The organism is Streptomyces achromogenes subsp. achromogenes (genome assembly GCF_000720835.1).
In the GTDB taxonomy this organism is placed as follows: Bacteria; Actinomycetota; Actinomycetes; order Streptomycetales; family Streptomycetaceae; genus Streptomyces; species Streptomyces achromogenes.
The window spans coordinates 368,684-388,890 of record NZ_JODT01000001.1 but is presented as its reverse complement, the minus strand read 5'-3'; the positions used below and the strand labels follow the sequence as shown (position 1 = coordinate 388,890).

At 73.1% G+C, this 20,207-nt stretch carries 20 protein-coding genes; 11 read left to right on the top strand and 9 right to left on the bottom strand.

What is annotated here, in order from left to right; all coding sequences use genetic code 11:
- Positions 1-102 precede the first annotated feature (102 nt).
- The 4 genes from IH25_RS0101910 (at position 103) to IH25_RS40420 (ending at position 4,384) form a co-directional block, all read left to right on the top strand.
- Positions 103-681: an FMN reductase gene (locus tag IH25_RS0101910; protein WP_030601672.1), complete on the top strand. Its 579-nt coding sequence runs from the start codon at positions 103-105 to the stop codon at positions 679-681.
- A gap of 679 nt (positions 682-1,360) precedes the next feature.
- Complete coding sequence (locus IH25_RS0101905; RefSeq protein ID WP_078844080.1) at positions 1,361-2,095, top strand: response regulator transcription factor; 735 nt, start codon at positions 1,361-1,363, stop codon at positions 2,093-2,095.
- On the top strand, positions 2,096-3,535 hold the full coding sequence (locus IH25_RS0101900) for a sensor histidine kinase (RefSeq protein WP_030601665.1): 1,440 nt from the start codon (positions 2,096-2,098) through the stop codon (positions 3,533-3,535).
- Positions 3,536-3,664: 129 nt separating this feature from the next.
- Positions 3,665-4,384 carry a hypothetical protein gene (locus tag IH25_RS40420; protein WP_030601662.1) on the top strand — a complete coding sequence of 240 codons (720 nt, stop codon included), beginning with the start codon at positions 3,665-3,667 and terminating at the stop codon, positions 4,382-4,384.
- 3 nt (positions 4,385-4,387) lie between these two features.
- On the opposite strand, the gene IH25_RS0101890 is transcribed toward IH25_RS40420, so the two are convergent.
- Positions 4,388-4,675, bottom strand: a complete 288-nt coding sequence (locus tag IH25_RS0101890) for a hypothetical protein (protein ID WP_030601659.1) — start codon at positions 4,673-4,675, stop codon at positions 4,388-4,390.
- 89 nt (positions 4,676-4,764) lie between these two features.
- On the opposite strand from IH25_RS0101890, the gene IH25_RS0101885 reads away from it, so the two are divergent.
- On the top strand, positions 4,765-5,595 hold the full coding sequence (locus tag IH25_RS0101885; RefSeq protein WP_030601656.1) for a M55 family metallopeptidase: 831 nt from the start codon (positions 4,765-4,767) through the stop codon (positions 5,593-5,595).
- A gap of 130 nt (positions 5,596-5,725) precedes the next feature.
- On the opposite strand, the gene IH25_RS0101880 is transcribed toward IH25_RS0101885, so the two are convergent.
- Entirely contained in the window at positions 5,726-7,144 is a 1,419-nt protein-coding gene (locus IH25_RS0101880) for an MFS transporter (RefSeq protein WP_030601653.1), read from the bottom strand.
- A 296-nt stretch (positions 7,145-7,440) separates the two neighbouring features.
- On the opposite strand from IH25_RS0101880, the gene IH25_RS0101875 reads away from it, so the two are divergent.
- The gene (locus IH25_RS0101875; RefSeq protein ID WP_030601649.1) at positions 7,441-8,328 is read left to right on the top strand and encodes a helix-turn-helix transcriptional regulator; all 888 of its coding nucleotides are present in this window, start codon (positions 7,441-7,443) and stop codon (positions 8,326-8,328) included.
- A gap of 33 nt (positions 8,329-8,361) precedes the next feature.
- Here the strand turns inward: IH25_RS0101875 and IH25_RS0101870 are convergent, their stop codons facing one another.
- Positions 8,362-9,252, bottom strand: a complete 891-nt coding sequence (locus IH25_RS0101870; RefSeq protein WP_030601646.1) for a LysR family transcriptional regulator — start codon at positions 9,250-9,252, stop codon at positions 8,362-8,364.
- Between the two features lie 79 nt (positions 9,253-9,331).
- On the opposite strand from IH25_RS0101870, the gene IH25_RS0101865 reads away from it, so the two are divergent.
- Positions 9,332-10,273, top strand: a complete 942-nt coding sequence (locus tag IH25_RS0101865) for an EamA family transporter (RefSeq protein WP_051753602.1) — start codon at positions 9,332-9,334, stop codon at positions 10,271-10,273.
- A complete protein-coding gene (locus IH25_RS0101860) occupies positions 10,270-10,920 on the top strand; it encodes an NAD(P)-dependent oxidoreductase (protein ID WP_030601641.1) in 651 nt (216 codons plus the stop codon). The genes IH25_RS0101865 and IH25_RS0101860 overlap by 4 nt, the downstream gene beginning before the upstream one ends.
- 45 nt (positions 10,921-10,965) lie before the next feature.
- Here IH25_RS0101860 and IH25_RS0101855 read toward each other — a convergent pair whose 3' ends face one another.
- The 5 genes from IH25_RS0101855 to IH25_RS0101835 form a co-directional block, all read right to left on the bottom strand.
- Positions 10,966-11,859: a phosphorothioated DNA-binding restriction endonuclease gene (locus tag IH25_RS0101855; protein WP_030601631.1), complete on the bottom strand. Its 894-nt coding sequence runs from the start codon at positions 11,857-11,859 to the stop codon at positions 10,966-10,968.
- A 31-nt stretch (positions 11,860-11,890) separates the two neighbouring features.
- Positions 11,891-12,424, bottom strand: coding sequence for a hypothetical protein (locus IH25_RS0101850; protein WP_030601629.1), 534 nt, complete (start codon positions 12,422-12,424; stop codon positions 11,891-11,893).
- 88 nt (positions 12,425-12,512) lie between these two features.
- On the bottom strand, positions 12,513-14,495 hold the full coding sequence (locus tag IH25_RS0101845) for a hypothetical protein (protein WP_030601626.1): 1,983 nt from the start codon (positions 14,493-14,495) through the stop codon (positions 12,513-12,515).
- Positions 14,492-15,655 (bottom strand): 5'-methylthioadenosine/S-adenosylhomocysteine nucleosidase family protein, encoded by a 1,164-nt coding sequence (locus IH25_RS0101840; protein ID WP_030601623.1) that lies wholly within the window; start codon positions 15,653-15,655, stop codon positions 14,492-14,494. The genes IH25_RS0101845 and IH25_RS0101840 overlap by 4 nt, the downstream gene beginning before the upstream one ends.
- Positions 15,656-16,399: an NUDIX hydrolase gene (locus IH25_RS0101835; protein WP_030601620.1), complete on the bottom strand. Its 744-nt coding sequence runs from the start codon at positions 16,397-16,399 to the stop codon at positions 15,656-15,658.
- A 138-nt stretch (positions 16,400-16,537) separates the two neighbouring features.
- Between IH25_RS0101835 and IH25_RS0101830 the strand changes: the two genes are divergently transcribed.
- Entirely contained in the window at positions 16,538-17,092 is a 555-nt protein-coding gene (locus IH25_RS0101830; protein ID WP_030601617.1) for a flavoprotein, read from the top strand.
- Positions 17,093-17,200: 108 nt separating this feature from the next.
- Here the strand turns inward: IH25_RS0101830 and IH25_RS0101825 are convergent, their stop codons facing one another.
- Positions 17,201-17,821: a hypothetical protein gene (locus tag IH25_RS0101825; protein ID WP_189756794.1), complete on the bottom strand. Its 621-nt coding sequence runs from the start codon at positions 17,819-17,821 to the stop codon at positions 17,201-17,203.
- A gap of 296 nt (positions 17,822-18,117) precedes the next feature.
- Here IH25_RS0101825 and hemL point away from each other — a divergent pair, with 296 nt between their 5' ends.
- A complete protein-coding gene (gene hemL / locus IH25_RS0101820; protein ID WP_030601613.1) occupies positions 18,118-19,446 on the top strand; it encodes a glutamate-1-semialdehyde 2,1-aminomutase in 1,329 nt (442 codons plus the stop codon).
- Positions 19,443-20,174: a histidine phosphatase family protein gene (locus tag IH25_RS0101815; protein WP_209445253.1), complete on the top strand. Its 732-nt coding sequence runs from the start codon at positions 19,443-19,445 to the stop codon at positions 20,172-20,174. Before hemL ends, IH25_RS0101815 begins: the two co-directional genes overlap by 4 nt.
- The last annotated feature ends 33 nt before the right edge of the window (positions 20,175-20,207 follow it).

The window sequence follows — 20,207 nt, the reverse complement described above, 5'->3', positions numbered from 1 at the left end:
GCCCGTCCTGCGCGAGGAGTTCGCCAAGGGACGCCCCGCGGACGTGCCCGACGCCCCCACCCACCGGTCGCTGACCGCCGCCGCCCGCAAGGAGGCCACAGTATGAAACTCGTCGTCATCTCGGCCGGACTGGGCGTCCCGTCCTCCACCCGGCTGCTCGCCGACCGCCTCGCCGCCGCCGTCCACGGGCACACGCCGGTGGACGTCCGGGTGGTCGAGCTGCGCGACCTCGCCGTCGAGATCGCGCACGCCTTCACCAACGGGTTCCCGGGCAAGGCTCTCGCCGCCGCGCAGGACGCGGTGGCGGAGGCCGACGGGCTGATCGTGGTCACGCCGGTGTTCAGCGCGTCGTACAGCGGGCTGTTCAAGTCGTTCTTCGACGTGCTGGACCGGGACGCGCCGGCGGGCAAGCCGGTGCTGATCGCGGCCACCGGGGGCTCGGCACGGCACTCGCTGGTGCTGGAGCACGCCCTGCGTCCGCTGTTCGCCCACCTGCGGGCCGTGGTCGTACCCACCGGGGTGTACGCCGCCTCCGAGGACTGGGGCGCCGAGGGGCTGGCCGAGCGGATCGAGCGGGCGGCGGGGGAGCTGGCCGCGCTGATGCCGGGGACCGCGGACCGGCGCGGGAGGGACGACGGCGTGGTGCCGTTCGCCGAGCGGCTGGCGGCGCTGGGGCGGTGACGGACCACGGGCCGCCGTCGCCCGTCCCGGCCGGCGGGAGGCACGCGTCGGCCGGTCCGGGTGGCGGGGAGGTAGGCGTCGGCCGGGACGGGCGGCGGGGAGGTGCGCGGGCGGCTCGGTACGGGGCCCGTGGGCCGGGCGGGTGAGGGTCCGGGTGGCCTGTGGGCGGGGCGGGTGGCCCACGGGCCGGTCCGGCCGGCGGGGAGGTACGCGTCGGCCGGGACGGGCGCCCCGCAGGACGGGCGGTGGCCCGTGGCGGTCGGGTGGCGGGGAGGTACGCGTTGGCCGGGAGGGGCGGCTCGGGACGGGCGGCCTGTGGGCCGGGCGGGTGGCGGATTGCGTGACCCGCCGGGGCGGGCGACCGGCCCGGGTGGCGGATTGCGTGGCCCGTCGGTGTGGGCGGCCGGTCTGTTCGGTCCGGATGGCCCGTTCGGTCCGCGCGGGTCCGTTCGGTCCGCGCGGGTCCGTTCGGTCCGCGCGGGTCCGTTCGGGTTCCCCGGGGCGGTGAGGGCCGCCGGGCCTCGGTGGGCGGTCGGCGGATCTCGGCGAGCGGCTGGCGGCTCGGTGGGCGGGCGGTGGGCTCGATGGGAGGGCGATGGCAGGTGAGAGGGCGGTAAAAAGCGTGCTCGGGCGCCATCGTCCCCGGCCGGGCCGCCGGTGGCCTTGGCAGACTGGGGGCGTGCCCCAGACTGTGCTGCTCGCCGAAGACGACCGTGCCATCCGCCATGCCCTGGAGCGTGCCCTGACGCTGGAGGGGTACGCGGTCACGGCCGTCGCCGACGGGGTGGAAGCGCTGGCGCAGGCCCACACCAACCCGCCGGACGTGCTCGTCCTCGACGTGATGATGCCCGGCATCGACGGCCTCCAGGTGTGCCGCGTGCTGCGCGCCGAGGGCGACCGCACCCCGATCCTGATGCTCACCGCCCTGGTGGAGACCGCCGACCGCATCGCGGGCCTGGACGCCGGCGCCGACGACTACGTGGTCAAGCCGTTCGACGTGGAGGAGGTCTTCGCGCGGCTGCGGGCGCTGCTGCGCCGCACCAGCCCCGCCCCGGCCGCCGCCACCCCCGGCCCCGCGGAGGGCCCGGCACGGGAGGCGGCGCAGGGCGCGGGCCGGCACCTGGAGGCCGCCGGACTGCGCATGGACCTCCAGGCCCGCCGGGCCTGGCGCGGCCGGCGCGCACTGGAACTGACCCGCACCGAGTTCGAGCTGCTGGAGCTGCTGGTGCGCAACGCGGGCATCGTCCTGGACCACTCCACCATCTACGACCGGATCTGGGGCTACGACTTCGGCCCCGGCTCCAAGAACCTCGCCGTCTACGTCGGCTATCTGCGCCGCAAGCTGGACGAGCCCGGCGCCCCGCAGCTGATCCACACCGTGCGGGGCGTGGGCTACGTGCTGCGGGAGGACTAGATGCGCCCGCGCCGGCGGCTGCCGGAGCGGCCCCGGCCCCGGCTGGTCTCCCTGCGCACCACCTTCGCGGTGTCCTTCGCCGCCGTCACCGCCGCCGTCACGGTCCTCGTCGGCATCCTGTCGTACAACTCCGCCGCGCGGCTCGTCCGGGTCGACCAGCAGTCGGTGTTCACCCAGGTCGTGCAGGACGTCCGGGACGAGGTCCGGCAGCAGCCGATGGGCCCCGAGGACTTCTCCTCCTCCCGTCCCGGGCACGACCTGGTCCGCCCCGCCCGCACCGACGTCCAGGTGCTCGGCGCGTGGGGGCAGATCGTGGACGACGGCTCTCCGGTGCTGCCCGTCACCGCCCGGGACCGGGCGGTGGCCGTCGCCCGGCCGGCCGGGAAGGTCGTCGAGCACAAGGACGTACGGGTGGACGCGGACCTGTTCCGCATCGCCACCGTCTCGCTCGGCGACGGGCGGGGCGCGGTGCAGGTCGCGCAGGAGTTCAGCGACACCGAGGACCTGCTGCGGGCCCTCCAGCAGCGGACGCTGATCCTGATGGCGGCGGTCGTGGTGGCGGCCGGGCTGTTCGGCTGGTGGCTGGCCCGGCGCATCACCCGCCGGCTGGTGGTGCTGACCTCCGCCGCCGAGGACGTGGCCCGCACCCGGCGGCTGGGCATCCAGGTGCCGGTGACCGGTCTGGACGAGGTCGGCCGGCTGGGCCGGGCCTTCGACCGGATGCTGGGGCGGCTCGCGCAGTCGGAGGAGGACCAGCGCCGGCTGGTGCAGGACGCCGGGCACGAGCTGCGCACCCCGCTCACCTCCCTGCGCACCAACATCTCGCTGCTGCGGCGCATCGACGAACTGCCGCCCGCGTCCCGCGAGGAGCTGGTCGCCGACCTCACCCAGGAGGCCCGGGAACTGACCGACCTGGTCAACGAGCTGGTCGACCTCGCCGCCGGGCAGTCCGACGCCGAGCCGCCCCAGCGGGTGGACCTCGCCGACCTCGCCGAGGACGTGGCCGGGCTGGCCCGGCGCCGCACCGGGCGGGAGGTCGTGCTGCGCGCGAGCGGTGAGACGACGGCCTACGGGCGGTCCGGGATGCTCCAGCGGGCCATCTCCAACCTGGTCGAGAACGCCGCCAAGTTCGACCGGGAGGGCACCGCGCCGATCGAGGTGAGCGTCACGGGGCCGGCCCGGCCGGGCACGGTGCGGGTGGAGGTGCTGGACCGGGGGCCCGGGATCGCCGACGGCGACCTCGTGCGCATCTTCGACCGCTTCTACCGCGCCGCCGACGCCCGCTCGCTGCCCGGCTCGGGGCTCGGCCTGTCCATCGTCCGCGAGGTCGCCCTGGCCCATGGCGGGGCCCCGTTCGCCTACCGGCGCGAGGGCGGCGGCTCGGTCATCGGCTTCACGGTGGGCGGCGGGCCGGTGGGGGAGGGCGGGGGCGGCGGCTGAGCACGGCCCCTGGCCGGGGTGGCGGCTGAGTACGTTTCCCGGCCGGGGTGGCGGTTGAGTACGGCTACCTACCCGGAGCGGGTAGCCGTGCCCATCCCCGGGGCGTCCGGGCCGCCGTAGCGTCGCCGTATGCCCGACGAGATCACACCGGCCGCCACCACCCCCACCAGCACCGATACCGGCAAAGGCACCCTGCGGGGGCTGGGCTTCGGCTGCCTGGGCTGCGGTGGGCTGGTCGTCGCCCTCGTCCTCGCCCTGGTCGTCGTGCTCGCCTGGAACGCCGGGGCCGGGACGGACCTGCCCCGGGTCGCGCCCCAGGAGCGGGCGGACCGCGCCTTCGGGTACTCCCGGGAGGCGTACGACGTCCTGGGCTTCCCCCGCGCCCTGCCGCCGGGCACCGGGGGGACCGGCAGCCGCGCGGAGAACGTGTTCGGCGCGGAGTACTGCCACGACGGCGGGCTGCTCGGCATGGAGGACAAGACCGTCGACGGCGCCTACCGGCTGTACCACGAGTGGGCGCTGGACGATGTCCCCGCCGACCAGGCCGTCCCCGGTCTGCGGCGGCTGCACCGGCGGCTGGCGGACGAGGGCTGGCGGGTCACGTCGTACACCGAGGGCGGGACGGGCAAGGACTGGTCGCTGTACGTCCAGCGCGACCACCGGGCCGAGTGGATGACCTTCACCTGGGACCCGGAGCAGCGGTACTTCACGGGCGGCGCGGGCGTGCCCTGTGCCTACGACCCCGCCTGGACGCACGGCGACAGCGACACGTACGACCTCGACACCTACGACCCGGACACCGCCGCCGAGGCCGTGACACCGCCCGTGCTCGGACCGGGCGGCCGGTGAGCGTCAGGCACCGTCGCCCGCGTTCCCCTCGCGCCGCCGGGCCGCCGTCAGCAGCCAGGCCAGGTTGCCCACCGCGGCTCCGGCGGCGACCGCGGCGGCGATCACCCCGCCGGTCGCGAGGCCGTCGCTGAACAGGTGCGGGCGCCGGTCCAGGCTGTGCAGCCCGAAGCCGCACAGCTCGTACACGCCGACGGCGGCGATGGCCAGGCTGACGACCAGCACGGCCACCGTCGGCGCGAGACTGTGCGCACAGACCTCCGGGCCGGGCTCCGTCTCGGTCGTGTCCTGCATGCGTCCCCCGTTGAACAGGCGTGTGAACGGCCCCGTGGTTGTGGGCGGTTGGGAACCTACATTACGTAAGGTCGGCTAGGGTCGACGCCGTGCGGATCTACATCAGCGCGGACATGGAGGGCGTCACCGGGCTCGTCGACGCGGACGACGTCCAGCCGGGCGGCCGGGACTACGAGCGGGGCCGCGCCAGGATGGCCGAGGACGTGAACGCCGCCGTCCGGGGCGCGCTGGCCGCCAGTGCCGCCCACATCCTGGTCAACGACGCCCACGGCCCGATGCGCAACCTCCTCCCCGAGGCCCTGCACCCGGCGGCCCGCCTGGTGCGCGGCAGGCCCAAGCAACTCGGCATGCTGGAGGGGCTGACCGGGGAGTACGACGCCGTGCTGTGCGTCGGCTACCACTCCCGGGCCGGAGCGCCGGGCGTGCTCAGCCACAGCTTCATGGGCCACGAGATCGAGGACATGTGGCTGGACGGCCGCCCGGTCGGCGAGATCGGGCTCGCCCAGGCCACGGCGGCGGCCCTCGGCGTGCCGGTCGTGGCCCTCACGGGGGACGACACGGCGTGCGCGGAGATGACGGAGTGGGACGCCTCGGTCGCCACCGTCCCGGTGAAGTACGCGCGTGACCGGTTCGCGGCCGAGCTGCGGCCCGACGCGGAGGCGCGCAAGGCGATCGAGGAGACGGTGGCCGCCGCGCTGACCCCGGCCCCGCGCCGTCCCGCCCGGTCCGCCGCCGAGGCCACCCTCGCCGTCCGCTGGCAGTCCGCCTCGGTCGCCCGGACCCTGCTCGGCATCCCCGGCGTGACGGCCGACGACTCCCGGACGGTCCGGGCGACCGGCCAGCTGCCCGCGCTGTACCGGCAGTTCGGGGTGTGGATGCGGGTGGCGGCCTCGCTCACCAACCAGCCGCCGTACTGCTGACGGGGACCGGCCGGCCGTCGCACTGCTGACGGAAGGACGGCACCACCCGCGCCGTTCGCCCGGTGGGCCGGGCGTGGCACGGGTGGTGGGGGGCGCCGGTGGGCCTGCCGCTTCCGGGCCGGCCCGCCCGTCACCGGCGGTGGGCCTTCCGCAGGAACACCGCGCTGCCGACGGTGCCGGCGAGGGCGAGGGCCGCGTTCAGCGCGATCGCGGTCTTCAGGCCGCCGAGGACGGCCAGGGTGCCCGTACCGGTCATGGCGGCGGTGGCGACGGCGCTCATCACCGGCGTGCCCATGGTGATGCCGATCTGCTGGGTCATCGTCGCGAGCCCGGTGGCCAGCCCCTGTTCGCCGTCGGCGAGACCGGACGTGGCGGTCACCATGAACCCGACGATGACCAGCATGTTGCCCACCCCGCCCGCGAAGGTCGCCGCCAGCAGCAGCCACAGCGAGGCGTGCCCGGCGCCGAGCCCGAGCAGGGCCGCCGTGAACACCGCCTGCGTCAGCCCGCCGGCCAGCAGCGTCCGGGTCGCGCCGAACCGGCCGATCAGCCGCGGGGCGAGCGCGCCGCCGACGACCGTCCCCGCGCCCAGCACGCCGAACGACAGCCCGGCCGCCAGCGGGGAGAAGCCCAGCACCTCCTGGAGGTAGAGGGTCAGCAGGAACACCAGGGACGTCTCGGTGAGGAACGCGATCAGCCCGGCGAGGTTGCCCCACGCCACCGACCGGCGGCCCAGCACCCGGGGCGGCACCAGCGGCGCGGACACCCGGCGCTCCACGGCCGCGAACACCCCGAGCAGCACCGCCCCGGCCGCGAGCGGCAGCAGCGTGGCCGGCGCGCCCCAGCCGTGCTCGCCGGCCTGGGTCAGCCCGAGGATGACCGCGAGCAGGCCGAGGGTGACCGTGACGGCACCCGGTATGTCCAGCTTCGGCCGCTCGGCGGGCCGGGACTCGGCGATGACGGCGGGCGCGACGAGGAGCACGGCGAGGGCCACGGGCACGTTGATGAAGAACGCCCAGCGCCACGACAGCAGGTCGGTCAGCAGTCCGCCGAGGATCGCGCCCGTGGTGAAACCGGCCGACATCAGCGCCCCGTTGAGCCCGAGCGCCTTCTCCCGCAGCGGGCCCTCCGGGAAGGACGTCGTCAGCAGGGACAGCCCGGCCGGGGTGACCGCCGCGGTGGCCAGCCCCTGGAACACCCGGGCCGTGAGCAGTACCTCCGGGCTCTGCGCCAGTCCGCCGGCCAGCGAGGCGGCACCGAGGACGACGAGCCCGCCGAGGAACAGCCGACGGCGGCCGAAGAGATCGGCGACCCGCCCGAACAGCAGGGTGAACCCGGCCGCGCACAGGGCGAACGCGGTGCCGATCCACTGGAGACGGTCGAGGGAGAAGCCTAGGCCCGCGCCGATCACCGGCAGGGCCACGTTCAGGATGGAGAAGTCCACGGCCAGCATGAACTGGGCCGCGAGCAGCAGCACCAGCACCAGGCGCAGCCGCGGGGTCAGCACGGCGGGCGCGGCGTCGGCCGGCCGTGTCGCTGTGACGGACATGACGGGTCCCTTCTGTACGGCGGGGGTCGGGCGGTGGGGCGTACGGCGGACTCGCCGGTGTGACGTGGGAGTCGCCGTGCATCGGAGCCGCCGTGCAGAAGACTCGTCCGCCGCGGCCGGGCCAGCCAGCACCGCCGTGGGACCGGTCACCGCGAGGGTGGTCATCGCGTGACCACCCTCGGGCGTCCCGTTCGCGCCGCCGGGCGGGCAGGATGGACGACGACCCGCCGTACCCCCGTACTCGCCGCACCCGCCGTACCCGTCGCTGGAGTACGCCGCACACCCCGGAGGCAGCCATGGACGCGTCGTCCGAGCTCGGAGAGTTCCTGAAGTCACGCCGTGCCGCGCTGCGGCCGGAGGACGTCGGGATCGCGACCGCGCCGGCCCGCCGCCGGGTCGCCGGGCTGCGCCGCGAGGAGCTGGCCCTGCTCGCGGGCGTCAGCATCACCCACTACACCCGTCTCGAACAGGGCCGCGCGGCCGGGGTGTCCGACTCGGTGCTGGAGGCGATCGCCCGGACCCTGCGGCTCACCGAGGACGAGACCGCCCACCTGAAGGACCTGGCCCGGCCCGCCGCCCCGCGCCGCCCGGCCGCGCCCCGCGCCGAGCACGCCTCCGCCTCGGCCCGCCGGCTGCTCGCCGCCATGACGGACGTACCCGCGCTCCTGCTGGACCGGCGGGGCGACGTGCTGGCCTGGAACCGGCTCGGGCACGCCCTGCTCGCCGCGCACCTGCCGTGGCAGGCCCCGGAGACTCCCGGTGCCCGGCCCAACGTGGTGCGGATGCTGTTCCTGGACGAGGAGTACCGGGCGAGGTACACCGACTGGAAGGAGGAGGCCCACCTCGCGGTCGCCTCCCTGCGCCTGGTCGCCGGCCGGCACCCCGACGACCGCGCGCTGGCCGAGCTGATCGGGCGACTGTCCATACAGAGCGAGGAGTTCACCGCGCTGTGGGCCCGGCATCCGGTCCGCACCTGCGTCTCCGGCACCAAGTCCCTGCGCCATCCGGCGGTCGGCACCCTGGAGCTGGGCTTCGAGAACCTGTGCCTGCCGGGGACCGCGGACCAGCGCATGATCACCTACACCGCCGAGCCCGGCTCCCCGTCCGACGCGGCCCTGCGCCTGCTGGCGGCCACGGCGGTACCGGCCGCGCGGGAGGACCTGCCCGCGCTGGACGCGCGCTGAACCGTCCGGTGCCGCCCCGAGGCGTGTGGTGCGTCAGGTCCGCGGCCCCGCCCCGAGGACGTCGAGCATGGCCCGGGTCGCCGGGCTCGGCGGGAAGCGGCTCCAGGCCAGGTACTCCACCCGGTGCGGCCCGTCGGCCACCGGGACCAGCGCCAGCCCGGGGTCGGCGGCGGCCAGCGGCCGGACGAACGCCGAGGGCAGCAGCGCCACGCCGAGCCCACGCCCGATCAGCCCGGTGATCAGTTCCACCACCCCCGCCTCGTAGGCGACCTCGCGGACCAGGCCCGCCGCGGCGAACGCCTGGTCCGACTGGGCCCGGGCGGGCGTCCCGGCCACGAAGTCCACGAACGTCTCCCCGGCGATGTCCGCCAGCGTCACCCGTTCCGCCCCGGCCAGCCGGTGCCCGGCCGCCACCACCAGCACATGCTCGTCGTGGTCGAGCGCCACGCACTCCACGCCCGTGGGCCGCTCGCCCTCCGGCAGCCCGAGGAAGGCGATGTCCAGCTCGCCGCGGCGGATCGCCGCCGCCAGTTCGTCACTGCGACCGGACCGCAGCAGCACCCGGACCTCCGGGTGCCGGGCGCGGTAGCGCTGCAACAGCTCCGGCACGTCCACGGCGGCGGTGGTCACGATCACGCCGACGGCGAGCCGGCCGCGCACCACGCCGGTCGCGGCGGCGGCGTCGGCCACCGCGCGGTCGGCGGCGGCCAGCGCCTCGCGCGCCCGGGCCACGAACGCCTCGCCCGCGTCGGTGAGTTCGACCCGGCGGCTGGAGCGGGCGAACAGCCGTACCCCCAACTCCCGCTCCAGGCCCGCGATCCGGTGGCTGAGCGAGGACTGCGTCACGTAACACCGCTCGGCGGCACGGGTGAAGTTACGGGTCTCGGCGACGGCGACGGCGTACCGCATCTGCTGGAGGTCCACCCATCCATGGTTTCCGTACATGGCTGCGATGGCAACCATGTCTTGGACGCATGGCGGGGGAGCGGCCGAGACTCCTTACATGTCCTCGTCCGCCCACCGGCCGGCCACCGCGCCGCCGGGCATCCACCGGCCGGCCACCGTGCCGCCGGCCAGTCACCGGCCGGCCACCGTCCTGCTGACCGCCCTCGCCCCCGCCGCCTGGGGCACCACCTACGTCGTCACCACCGAACTCCTCCCGGCCGGACACCCGATGTTCGCCGGCCTCATGCGCGCCCTGCCCGCCGGGCTGGCCGGCCTGGCGCTCACCCGGGTGCTGCCGCGCAGGGAGTGGTGGTGGAAGGCCGTCGTCCTCGGCATGCTCAACATCGGCGGGATGCCCCTGCTGTTCGTGGCGGCCGAACGGCTCCCCGGCGGGGTCGCCGCCACCCTCGGCGCGGCCCAGCCGCTGCTGGTCGCCGCCCTGGCCGTCCTCGTCCTGCGCGACCGGCCGACGTCCTGGCGGCTGGCCTGGGGCGTGCTCGGCGTGGCCGGTGTCGGACTCGTGGTCCTCGGACCGGGGGCCCGGCTGGACGCCGTGGGCCTGCTGGCCGGCCTCGGCCATACGGCGACCATGGCGGGCGGGGTCGTCCTGACCAGGCGCTGGGGCCGTCCGGCGGGCGTCGGTCCGCTGGCCCTGGCCGGCTGGCAGCTCACGGTCGGCGGCCTGCTGCTGCTCCCGCCGACCCTGGCCTTCGAAGGCGTGCCGCAGCGGATCGACGCCGGCGCGGCGGGCGGCTACCTGTGGCTGGGCAGCATGGGCGGATTGATCGCGTACACGCTGTGGTTCCGCGGCATAGCCACCCTCCCCGTGGGCGCCACCGCGCCCCTGGTCCTGCTGTCCCCCCTGGTCGCCACGGCCATCGGCGTGGCGCGGGGCGAATCCCTGAGCCTGGCCCAGACCTGTGGGTTCGCCCTGTCCCTGGCGGCACTGCTCGCCGCGCAACTCAATCCACCCCACCGCAGAAGGAGCACCCCCCGATGACCACCCCCCTGACGATCGCGGTCCTCGGCGCCACCGGAATGGTCGGCAGCCGGATCACCGCCGAGGCCGCCGCACGCGGGCACCGGGTACGGGCCCTCGCCCGCAAGCCGGCGAGCGGGCACCCGGCCGTGACCCCCGTTCCGCTGGACGCGACGGACCCGGACGCCGTACGCCGGGCGCTCACGGACTCCGGCGCGCACGCGGTGGTACTGACCCTGCGGACGTACCCGGTGGACGAGGACTTCCTGCTCGGCGCGACCCGGACCGTCCTGGACACCGCCGCCGGCCTCGGTGTCCGCGTCCTGGTGATCGGCGGCGCCGGCGCCCTGCGCACTCCCGGCGACCCGGACCTCCTCCTGGCCGACAACCCGGCCTACGTCCCCGAGGAGATACGCCCGGTCGCCGCGGCCGGAGTGGCCCAGCTGAACGCCTGCCTGGCCCACGCCCACCCCGACTGGACCTACCTCAGCCCCCCGGCCCTCCTCGAACCCGGCGCCCGCACCGGCCGCTACCGCCGTGGCACGGACACCCTGCTCACCGCCGCCGACGGCCGCTCCTGGATCAGCGCGGAGGACCTCGCGGCGGCAGCCGTGGACGAACTCGAACAGCCGCGCGGAGAGCGGCACTTCACGGTCGTGTACGCCTGACGGAGTGACCGGGTGCCGGACCCGCTCGGACCCCGGGCGGGGTGGTCAGGCCGCCGCTGCGGGACGCGGTTCGCCGTGGAAGACCTGCCGGGTGTGCCAGTCGCGGTGCGCGGCGGCGACCGGGCGGACACCGGGCTGGGGACCGGTGAGGAGCCGGCCGGCGAGGGCTATGACGTGCTCCCGGGCGGCGGGGCTGCGCCCGACGAAGCGCTGCGACACCAGGATGCGGTGATCGCCGTCGACTCCCAGGACACCCTTGTCGAAGAGCTTGTGGTGCAGCGAGCACAGGCACAGTCCGTTGTCGATGTCGTCGGGGCCGCCGAACGCCCACCAGCGCACATGGGCGGCCTCCAGCCCGACGGGTACCGCACCGATCCTGCCGTCGTAGCCGCAGAAGGCGCACTGGTACTCGTAGGCGGTCAGCACCAGTTCGCGCATCCGCGGGTCCCGCTGCCTGCGCGCCGGCACGAGCCGCTCGACCTCGGCGGGCTCCAGTTCCAGTCCGACGGCCTCGCACAGTTCACCGTGCAGGGAGGGCGGGAAGTGCAGGTCGAGCAGCAGCCGCGCGATCCTGCCGAGCAGGTCCGGCTCCCGCCGCAACGCCGCCCTCAACTCCGGCGCGAGCCGCCCGGTCGCGCCCGTCTCCCGCAACTCCCGCCGCGCCGTCCCGGGACTGCCGGTTCCCCGGTCGGTGCGCACCTCCCACACCCCGTCACTGACCAGGTGGTGGAAGGGGTAGGCGGGCGTCGTCCTGTTGGGCGGGCCGTACTCGGTGAGCAGGTTCTGCAGGTCGTGCTCCACGGCGGTGTACCGCAGACCCCCGTCGGCGTCCTTCTGGAACCGCGCGAGGGCGTACAGCAGCAGCAACGGCTTGTGCGGGGCCCGCGCTCCGTTCCTGGCCCACTGCCGCAGGGTCGCTATGCGCTCCAGCCAGTCCATGACGGTGATCGTAGGGGGGAACGAGGCGGTGCTAGCGCTCCGCGTAGCGCAGGAACTGCCAGCCGAGAACGGCCAGGGCGGGTATCTGTGCCAGCGAGACGATCAACAGCAGCGGCCGGACGGTGGAGGAGCACCAGAAGGCCGTCACGCAGATCACCGGCACGGCCACGTACGTGAAGAGGTCCACCCCAAGCTGCAGTCGCTTGCGCGTCGTTCGGGTCGCGTCGTCGCGGTGGTAGGTCTCCCAGCCGAACACCGCGCCGTGAGCTCCGCTGAGCTCGGCCAGCCGCGGTCCCAGCCGGTCGCGGATGTAGCAGCCGACCGCCGAGATCTTCTCGTCGTTGACCAGGTAGGTCCAGCCCAGGACCACGCAGACCACGGGGACGGCGAGCAGCACTTGCGCCTGACCGCTCTCCACGGTGATCGCCACGACCGCGGTGACCGCGGCGAGCGTGAAGTAGAGCAGGTTGTCACGGAAACCTATCCGGGTTTTCTGCTCCTCCTTGAGACGGTCGTACTCGGTCAGCAGCAGTCTGCTCTCGGTGACGTCTTCCGTGGCGGTCACGGCCCTTCCCGATCTCGGGTTCCGACTGGGGTGAGGAGCGGGCGGGGAACCGGCGCACCGGACCCCGCCCGCTCCGTGTCCGGGAGGATCAGCCGGCGGCATGGAAGAAGGGGAGGTTCTTGGGGTTGATCCGGTCGATCCAACCCTTTCCGTCCGCCGCGATTCCTTCCAGGAGATGGAAGGTGTGGACGAAACCAGCCGCATCAAGGTTGATGTCGGTGATTTCCTGGGCGTTCTCGCCCGGTACGAGCTGATCGGCGTCGGCGTCCTTGACGCGAATGTTCCTGGCCGGCCCGTTGGTGAGGTAGAGCTCCAGGTCGTAGCCGGTCTCGCTGTGTTCCGTGACCTGCACGGAGGACAACGCGTCGAACCGGTAGTTGCTCCGCTGCCGGTTCCCGCGCCGCGCGTTGGTGAAATCGAATTCCGCACCGACTTCGCGCACGCCGTCCTGTGTGACCAGGAAAAGCCGGAAGGCGTAGCGCGAGTAGCGCCAGGGACCACCCTTCACGCGTCCTCGCCTGTAGGGGCGCGCGGGGGTCAGCAGGATGGTGTGGGTGATCAGATCCTGCCAGGTGAGCTGGTAGTGACGGAGCGCCTCGTCGATGAACAGGGTCTTGTCGCAGGTCAGCCAGGTCTCCATTTCCAGCTCACTGGGGCGCGTGGCGTCCAGCTGCGACTTCCACTTCTGGTAGGCCGCCTGCCGCGCGGCGAGCTGCTCCTGGTATTCCCGGGTCTCCTCGGCCAGCCGGCGCTCCTCGCCCCCGGCCTCCAGCCACGAGGACGCGGCCGCGCGTCCGGACCAGACCGCGCCGGCCACGGCCAGGACGGCCAGTACCAGCTGTGATCCGCCGCCGCCCGAGGCAACCGTTCCGAGCAGGCTCAGCGTCATGAAGCCGAGAACGGCCAGGGCGGCCACGCACAGGCCCTTGGCCCCCGCGGACGTCTGGTGCAGGCGGCGCTGATCGAACAGAGTGCCTTTGCCGTACCGGTCCCGGGCATCCTCGGCGAGATAGCGGATCAGCCAGTTGACGCGGTCCACGGGGATCCGGCTTTCGCGGTAGAGGACCGCGATCTCGGCGGCGAGGCTGTCGCGGATGTCGGTGGTGTGACCGAGCCATTCCTGCGGGGTGAGTCCGTACGGCACGCGGACGGTGAAGTAGTGGTCGAAAGAATGGCGGACGCGGTTGGTGAACCCGTCCCCGGTGGCGGCGGGGTCGCGCGGGTTCGGGATCTGGAGCCAACGACTCTTGATCTTCAGATGATGTTCCTGGTACCACCACCGGCGGCCGAAGTGAGCCGCGGTCAGGCCCGCGGCCAGCGCCACCAGTAACTCGACGGCCGCCGAAGCCGGATCCGCGACCAGGGCCAGGACCGCGAATACCGCCGTGACGGCGGCGAACAGGCCGGCTCGGACGGGGAGAGCCGCCCGGGCGGCGGCGGCGGTGCTCGGACGGGGCGGCAGGGCCCGTGGTCCGATCGGGTCGGGTTCGAAATAGGCCCAGACCCTTTGCACCCGCTGGTTGTCCAGACGCTCCGCCTCGGCCCACATGCGGCGCTCGGCCCACAGGCCGTCCTTCAGCCCCCCGGTGAGCACCAGGTCGAAATGGTGGACGATCTTGTCTCGTATGCCGGGAGACAGGGTTCGCAGCCGCTCCAGCACGCGTTCCGTCTCGCCGTCCGGGGTGCCGCGCATCGCCAGCAGGTCGAAAGCGACACGGAGAGCGTCCTTCCACTCTCCCTCGGCATAGTCGCGTACGGCCTCGGAGGCGCGCTGCAACTGCTGGCGTTCCTCGGTGCCGAGGTCGTGATAGGCGCGCGTACTGAGCATCGCCAGCACCCAGTGGAAGCGGACCTCCGCGTTGTCGTACTTCTGGGCGATCGCCTGACCGATCAGGTCGCGAGCACGGCTGGGGACCCCGTCCTCGAGGAACCGCACGCCGAGCTTGTACTTCTCCTCGGGCGTCGCGTCCTGATGGCCGATGGAGATGTTGGCGTTGTGCACGACCCCGGCCTGCATTCCGATGGTGGAGTCGTACGCCGAGTTGTGCGTGATGCCGCTGTCGTCGTTCATGACAGGCTCCCCGCCGCGACGACCAGCGGGGCCAGCCTGGCCGTCAGCTCGGGAGAGTCCCCGATCAGGCCACGTAACCTCTTGAGCGCCATGGTCGTCCGCTTGGCCGACTCGGGAGTCTTCTCCGCTGCCGCCCGGCGGGCAACGCCCAGCTCGGCCAGTGCTTCCCGGTGGGTGTCGTCGTCCAGGGCGCCCTCGGCCCGGTGACGGTTCAGGTGCTCACCGAAACCGTCCAGTTCCGCGACCAGGTCCGTCGGGCCGGTCGCCTTCGGGCTCGCGTCGAGGTGGACGCTGCTCTGTTCGACGGTGCCGGCCATGATGCCGACGGTGCTGTTGTAGGCGGTGTTGGCGACGTGCTTTTCCAGCTTGTCGGCCGCACGGGCCTTGTCTGCCTGGGACATCGCGATCTGCTCCTGTTCCCCCACCAGTTCGACGGCCAGCCGGGTGGCGAACGCCGCCGCGTTCGCCGCGGCTCGTGGCTGCCAGTTGCGGTCTTTCGCGCTGGTCTTCGTGCCGTCCGCCCGGTCGCTGATGCCCCGGACGATGGCCACCGGTGCCCCGCTGAGATGACCGGCCTGCGCCACACCGGCGGCCTCCATCTCGATGGCCAGCGCGTCGTTGTAGTGCTGCCGGATCCACCGTGCCTCGGCGGAGATCGTCGAGTTCTGTACGATCTCGCCGGCCGCGATCGCACCGAAGCGCACCTGCGGTGCGCGCCCCTGACCGGGCGAGTCCTCGGCCCAGTCGTTCATGCGGGCCAGATACAAGCCGAGCTGGCTGATCCCGTGCGCCGTCTCCCACACCCGCGGGCGGCTCTTGAGTCCGTCGTCCTCGCTGGTCCCGCCGTGGTAGGCGTACACGTGGGTCGCCATCACCACGTCACCCAGCCTGGCGGTGTCCCACAGGGCACCGGCGACGCCGACGAACAGCACGGCCACCGGCGAGAACTCCTGGATCGCGCGCTCGGCGATCACCGCGGCGGAATGATTTCCCTTGTTCGTCAGACCGAGCGCGACACGGCACGAAGTGCCCTGCACGGTTCCCACCTCGAACAGCGTCCCACGCTCGTGCCGGTGCACCTGTGCGCCGGCCAGTTTGCGGCGCACCGCCTGGTATTCGAGATTGAGGGCGGTGAGAATCACCACCAGGTCTTTCGTCATCTATGCTCCTTCCTCTGCCGTGCTTTCTTCCGCTGTGGGCGGCACGGGCCGGATCAGCGGCGGGATCAACACCGTCTTCGGCCCGGCCCGGTACAGCCGCGCGGGCCGTCCTCCCGTACTCCTGCGGCCGGAGCCGGCGGGGACGATGAATCCGTCCACGGCCTGGACTTTCCGGTAGAAATTGCGAGTGTCGAGTTCGGTGCCCCACACCGCCTCGTACACCTGTTGCAACTCGGCTATGGTGAAGAGTTCTCCGCAGAACGCCGTGGCCAGCGCCGTGGATTCGAGCTTTTTACGCGCGCGCTCGATTCCGTCCGTCACGATCCGGTAGTGATCGAAGGCCAATTTCACCTCGCCGGACAGGACGGCTTCCGCGGGAACCCAGTCGGCGTCCATGGCATCCGTTCCCGCGACCGGTTCGGGGAGTCCCGGCGCGATCGCCAAGTGGGCCACCGACACGACGCGCCCCCGTGGATCACGGCCCACGTCCCCGTAGACGGCCAGCTGTTCAAGGTGCACCCACCCGGCGGTCAGAGCGGTTTCCTCGCTCAGCTCACGGTGGGCGGCGTCGAGGATCTCCTCACCGGCGTGATTGAGGAATCCGCCGGGCAGAGCCTGCATGCCCCGGAAAGGATCTTCGCCTCGCTCCACGAGCAGGACGCACAACCGCCCCTCACGCAACGTCAGGATCACGAGATCGACCGTCAGCAGCACAGATGGGGGTGACCAGTCGTCATCTTCCATGCCCCGTACGGTACTTCAGTTCCTGTCACTTTAACAAGAAGGGGGTTGTGGAGGCCGCTCGTCCGGGGTTGCCGCCCGCGACCGCCGACGTACCCTGCCGGAACCGCACCGCTTCAGCCGCCGATTGGGAGTCCCCGCATGACCGAACCCACCGCCCCGGACAAGAAGCCCTTCCTGTACGTCGTCGTGTGCGCGAGTGGTGTCGCCGGGGGCGTCGGCAAGCTGATCACGGCCGCCCAGGAGGCGGACTGGGACGTCGGCGTCGTCGCCACACCGCAGGGGCTCAGTTTCATCGACGCCAGGGCGATCGAGGCGCAGACCGGCTATCCGATCCGCTCCGCCTGGCGTTCACCGGGAGATCCGCGCCCGCTGCCCCCGGCGGACGCGATCGCCGTGGCTCCCGCCACCTTCAACACGATCAACAAGTGGGCCGCCGGGATCTCCGACACCCTCGCCCTGGGCATCCTGTGCGAGGCGTACGGCATGGGCATCCCGACGGTGGCGCTGCCGTACCTGAACTCCGCCCAGGCCGCCCACCCCGCCTACCGGCAGAGCCTGGACCGGCTGCGAGGGATGGGCGTCCTGATCGGCTCGGGCGAGCCGCACCGGCCGAAGGCGGGCGGCGCGGCGGAACGCTTCCGCTGGGAGGAAGCGCTGGAGTTGCTGGGGCCTCTGGCCGGCAGGGGGCGGTGACGCCGTCCGTCACCCGGCAGCCGGCGCGACCCATGGGCCCTTGAAGACCCTTACCGGCACGACGGGGCGGGGTCCGAAAACCCCGCCCACCCCGCGTGAATCACCGGCTCACGGCCACACCAGGCAATAAGGCTGATGCCCTGCCTCGTGCAGCCGTACCGAGAAGTCCTGCCACTCGTGCAGCAGCTGGTACACGTTGAACGCGTCCCGGGGGCCGCCGCGGTCCGGGACCGTGGACCAGATGAAGGCCGCCGCGCCCACCGCCTCCTCGCCGACGCCGCGCAGCGGGTCGACGACCGTCATGGGGAGTTTGACCACGGCGTAGTCGGGGTGCAGGACGACGAGTTCGAGGGGCGGCACCTTGTGCAGGGGGACGCCCTGGATGCCGGTCAGGACCATCGCGGCCATCGTCTCCGGCTTGATCTTCGTGAACATGCCGTTCATGCCCAGCTCGTCGCCGCCGAGTTCCTCGGGGCGCATCGAGATCGGGACGCGGGCCGCGGTCGCTCCGTCCGGCGCGCCGAAGTACTTGTACGTCACCCCCACCCGACCACCGCTCCTGCTCCCCGCGCGGAGGGGCTGCCGGTCGTACCGCTCGGGCTCACCCGGTCCACCCTGTGTCCGACGTGTCTCGGTCGTTTCCTCCGCGTCGCGCCGGTGCCTTCCCCGCCGGGCACGTCGAGGACCCAGGTCATCAGTCCCCTCGCCCAGTCCGCCACCGCGATGCATATCTCCACCCGACTGCTTTTCTAGGACGCGTGGCCCCCGCCGCGCAACCCGATCATCGTGTCAGTGACCTCCCCCGAGGCCGCCGGCCGAAACGTACGGTGGAACGGCGATCCGCGCGGAAGAGTCCCGGCTCTGATCATTACGTGCGTACGAGCCGTGTGTATCAGCTCTCAGTCTCGCAGACGAGGGATGGCGGCGCTTCGATCCCGAGGGCGAGGGCGGCCTCGCCGGGGCGCGGCCTACCCTGAGGAGGTCACCCCGCAACAGGAGCCGAGAAGCCGGAGAAGCCGCACGTCATGAGTGCCACGAGCGAAACGCCCTATCCCTACGACGCGCCCGTCTCGCAGGCGCTCTTCGACCGCGCCTCCGCCGTGACGCCGGGCGGAGTGAACTCCCCGGTGCGCGCCTTCCGCGCGGTCGGCGGCACGCCCCGCTTCATGGTGTCGGGCCAGGGCCCCTACCTCACCGACGCCGACGGGCGCGAGTACGTCGACCTGGTCTGCTCCTGGGGGCCGATGATCCTCGGGCACTCGCACCCCGAGGTCATCGCCGCCGTACAGCAGGCCGTCGCCCGCGGTACGTCCTTCGGCACGCCCGGCCAGGGCGAGGTGGAGCTGGCCGAGGAGATCGTCGCCCGGGTCGAGCCCGTGGAGCAGGTGCGGCTGGTCAGCAGCGGCACCGAGGCCACCATGTCGGCGATCCGGCTCGCGCGCGGCTTCACCCGGCGCTCGAAGGTGATCAAGTTCGCCGGCTGCTACCACGGGCACGTCGACTCGCTGCTCGCCGCCGCGGGCAGCGGCGTGGCCACGTTCGCGCTGCCCGACACGCCCGGTGTCACCGGGGCCCAGGCCGGTGACACGATCGTGCTGCCGTACAACGACCTGGAGGCCGTCCAGGAGGCCTTCCACCGGCACCCGGGCGAGATCGCCTGTGTGATCACGGAGGCCTCGCCGGGCAACATGGGCGTGGTGCCGCCGGACCCCGGGTTCAACCAGGGCCTGAAGGACGCCTGCGGCAAGAACGGCGCCCTGTTCATCTCCGACGAGGTCATGACCGGCTTCCGCACCAGCCGCGCCGGCTGGTACGGCGTGGAGGGCGTCAAGCCCGACCTGATGACCTTCGGCAAGGTCATGGGCGGCGGGTTCCCGGCCGCCGCGTTCGGCGGGCGGGCCGATGTGATGGCCCACCTGGCGCCCGCCGGTCCCGTCTACCAGGCCGGCACGCTCTCCGGCAACCCGGTCGCCACCGCCGCCGGTCTCGCCCAGCTGCGGCTGCTCGACGACGCCGCGTACGCCAAGGTCGACGCCGTCTCCGAGCAGATCCGGACGCTGGTGAGCGAGGCGCTGACCAAGGAGGGCGTCGCGCACCGGGTGCAGACCGCCTCCAACATGTTCTCGGTGTTCTTCACGGACCGGCGGGTACGGGACTACGAGGACGCCAAGCGGCAGGAGTCGTACCGCTTCACCGCTTTCTTCCACTCGATGCTGGCGAACGGCGTCTACCTGCCGCCGTCGTCCTTCGAGTCCTGGTTCGTGTCCACGGCCCACGACGAGCGGGCCGTGCAGAAGATCGCCGACGCCCTTCCGGCGGCGGCCCGGGCGGCTGCGGAGGCCACGGCGGAATGAGCTCCCCCGAGACCAACATGGCGGGCACTGCCGGAAACGGCGCCAAGGACATCACCGTCGTCCACCTCATGCGGCACGGCGAGGTGGAGAACCCGGAAGGGATCCTGTACGGCCGGCTGCCCGGCTATCACCTCTCCGAGCTGGGCCGGAAGATGGCCGAGCGGGTCGCCGAGCACCTCGCCTCCCGGGACGTGACCTACGTCTGCGCCTCGCCGCTGGAGCGGGCGCAGGAGACCGCCACCCCGATCGCCAAGGCGCACGGGCTGGACCTGGCCACCGACGGGCGGCTGATCGAGGCCGACAACGTCTTCCAGGGCAAGACCTTCGGCGTCGGCGACGGCGCGCTCCAGCGCCCGGAGAACTGGAAGCATCTGGTCAACCCGTTCCGGCCGTCCTGGGGCGAGCCGTACATCGACCAGGTCGTGCGGATGATGGGCGCGCTGGACGCCGCCCGGGACCAGGCACGCGGGCACGAGGCGGTGCTGGTCAGCCACCAGCTGCCGATCTGGATCGTGCGGTCGTACGTCGAGCGGCGGCGGCTGTGGCACGACCCGCGCAAGCGGCAGTGCACGCTCGCCTCCCTGACGTCGTTCACCTACCAGGGCGACAAGATCGTGTCCGTGGGGTACAGCGAGCCCGCCATCGATCTCGTCCCGGTCCACCTGCGGGCCGGTGCCAAGCCGCAGAAGGGCAAGGGGACGGCTCAGGGGAAGGCCTTCGGCGCCTGAGGGAGCCGGCCGGGCGGGCGCCGGTGGTCACTG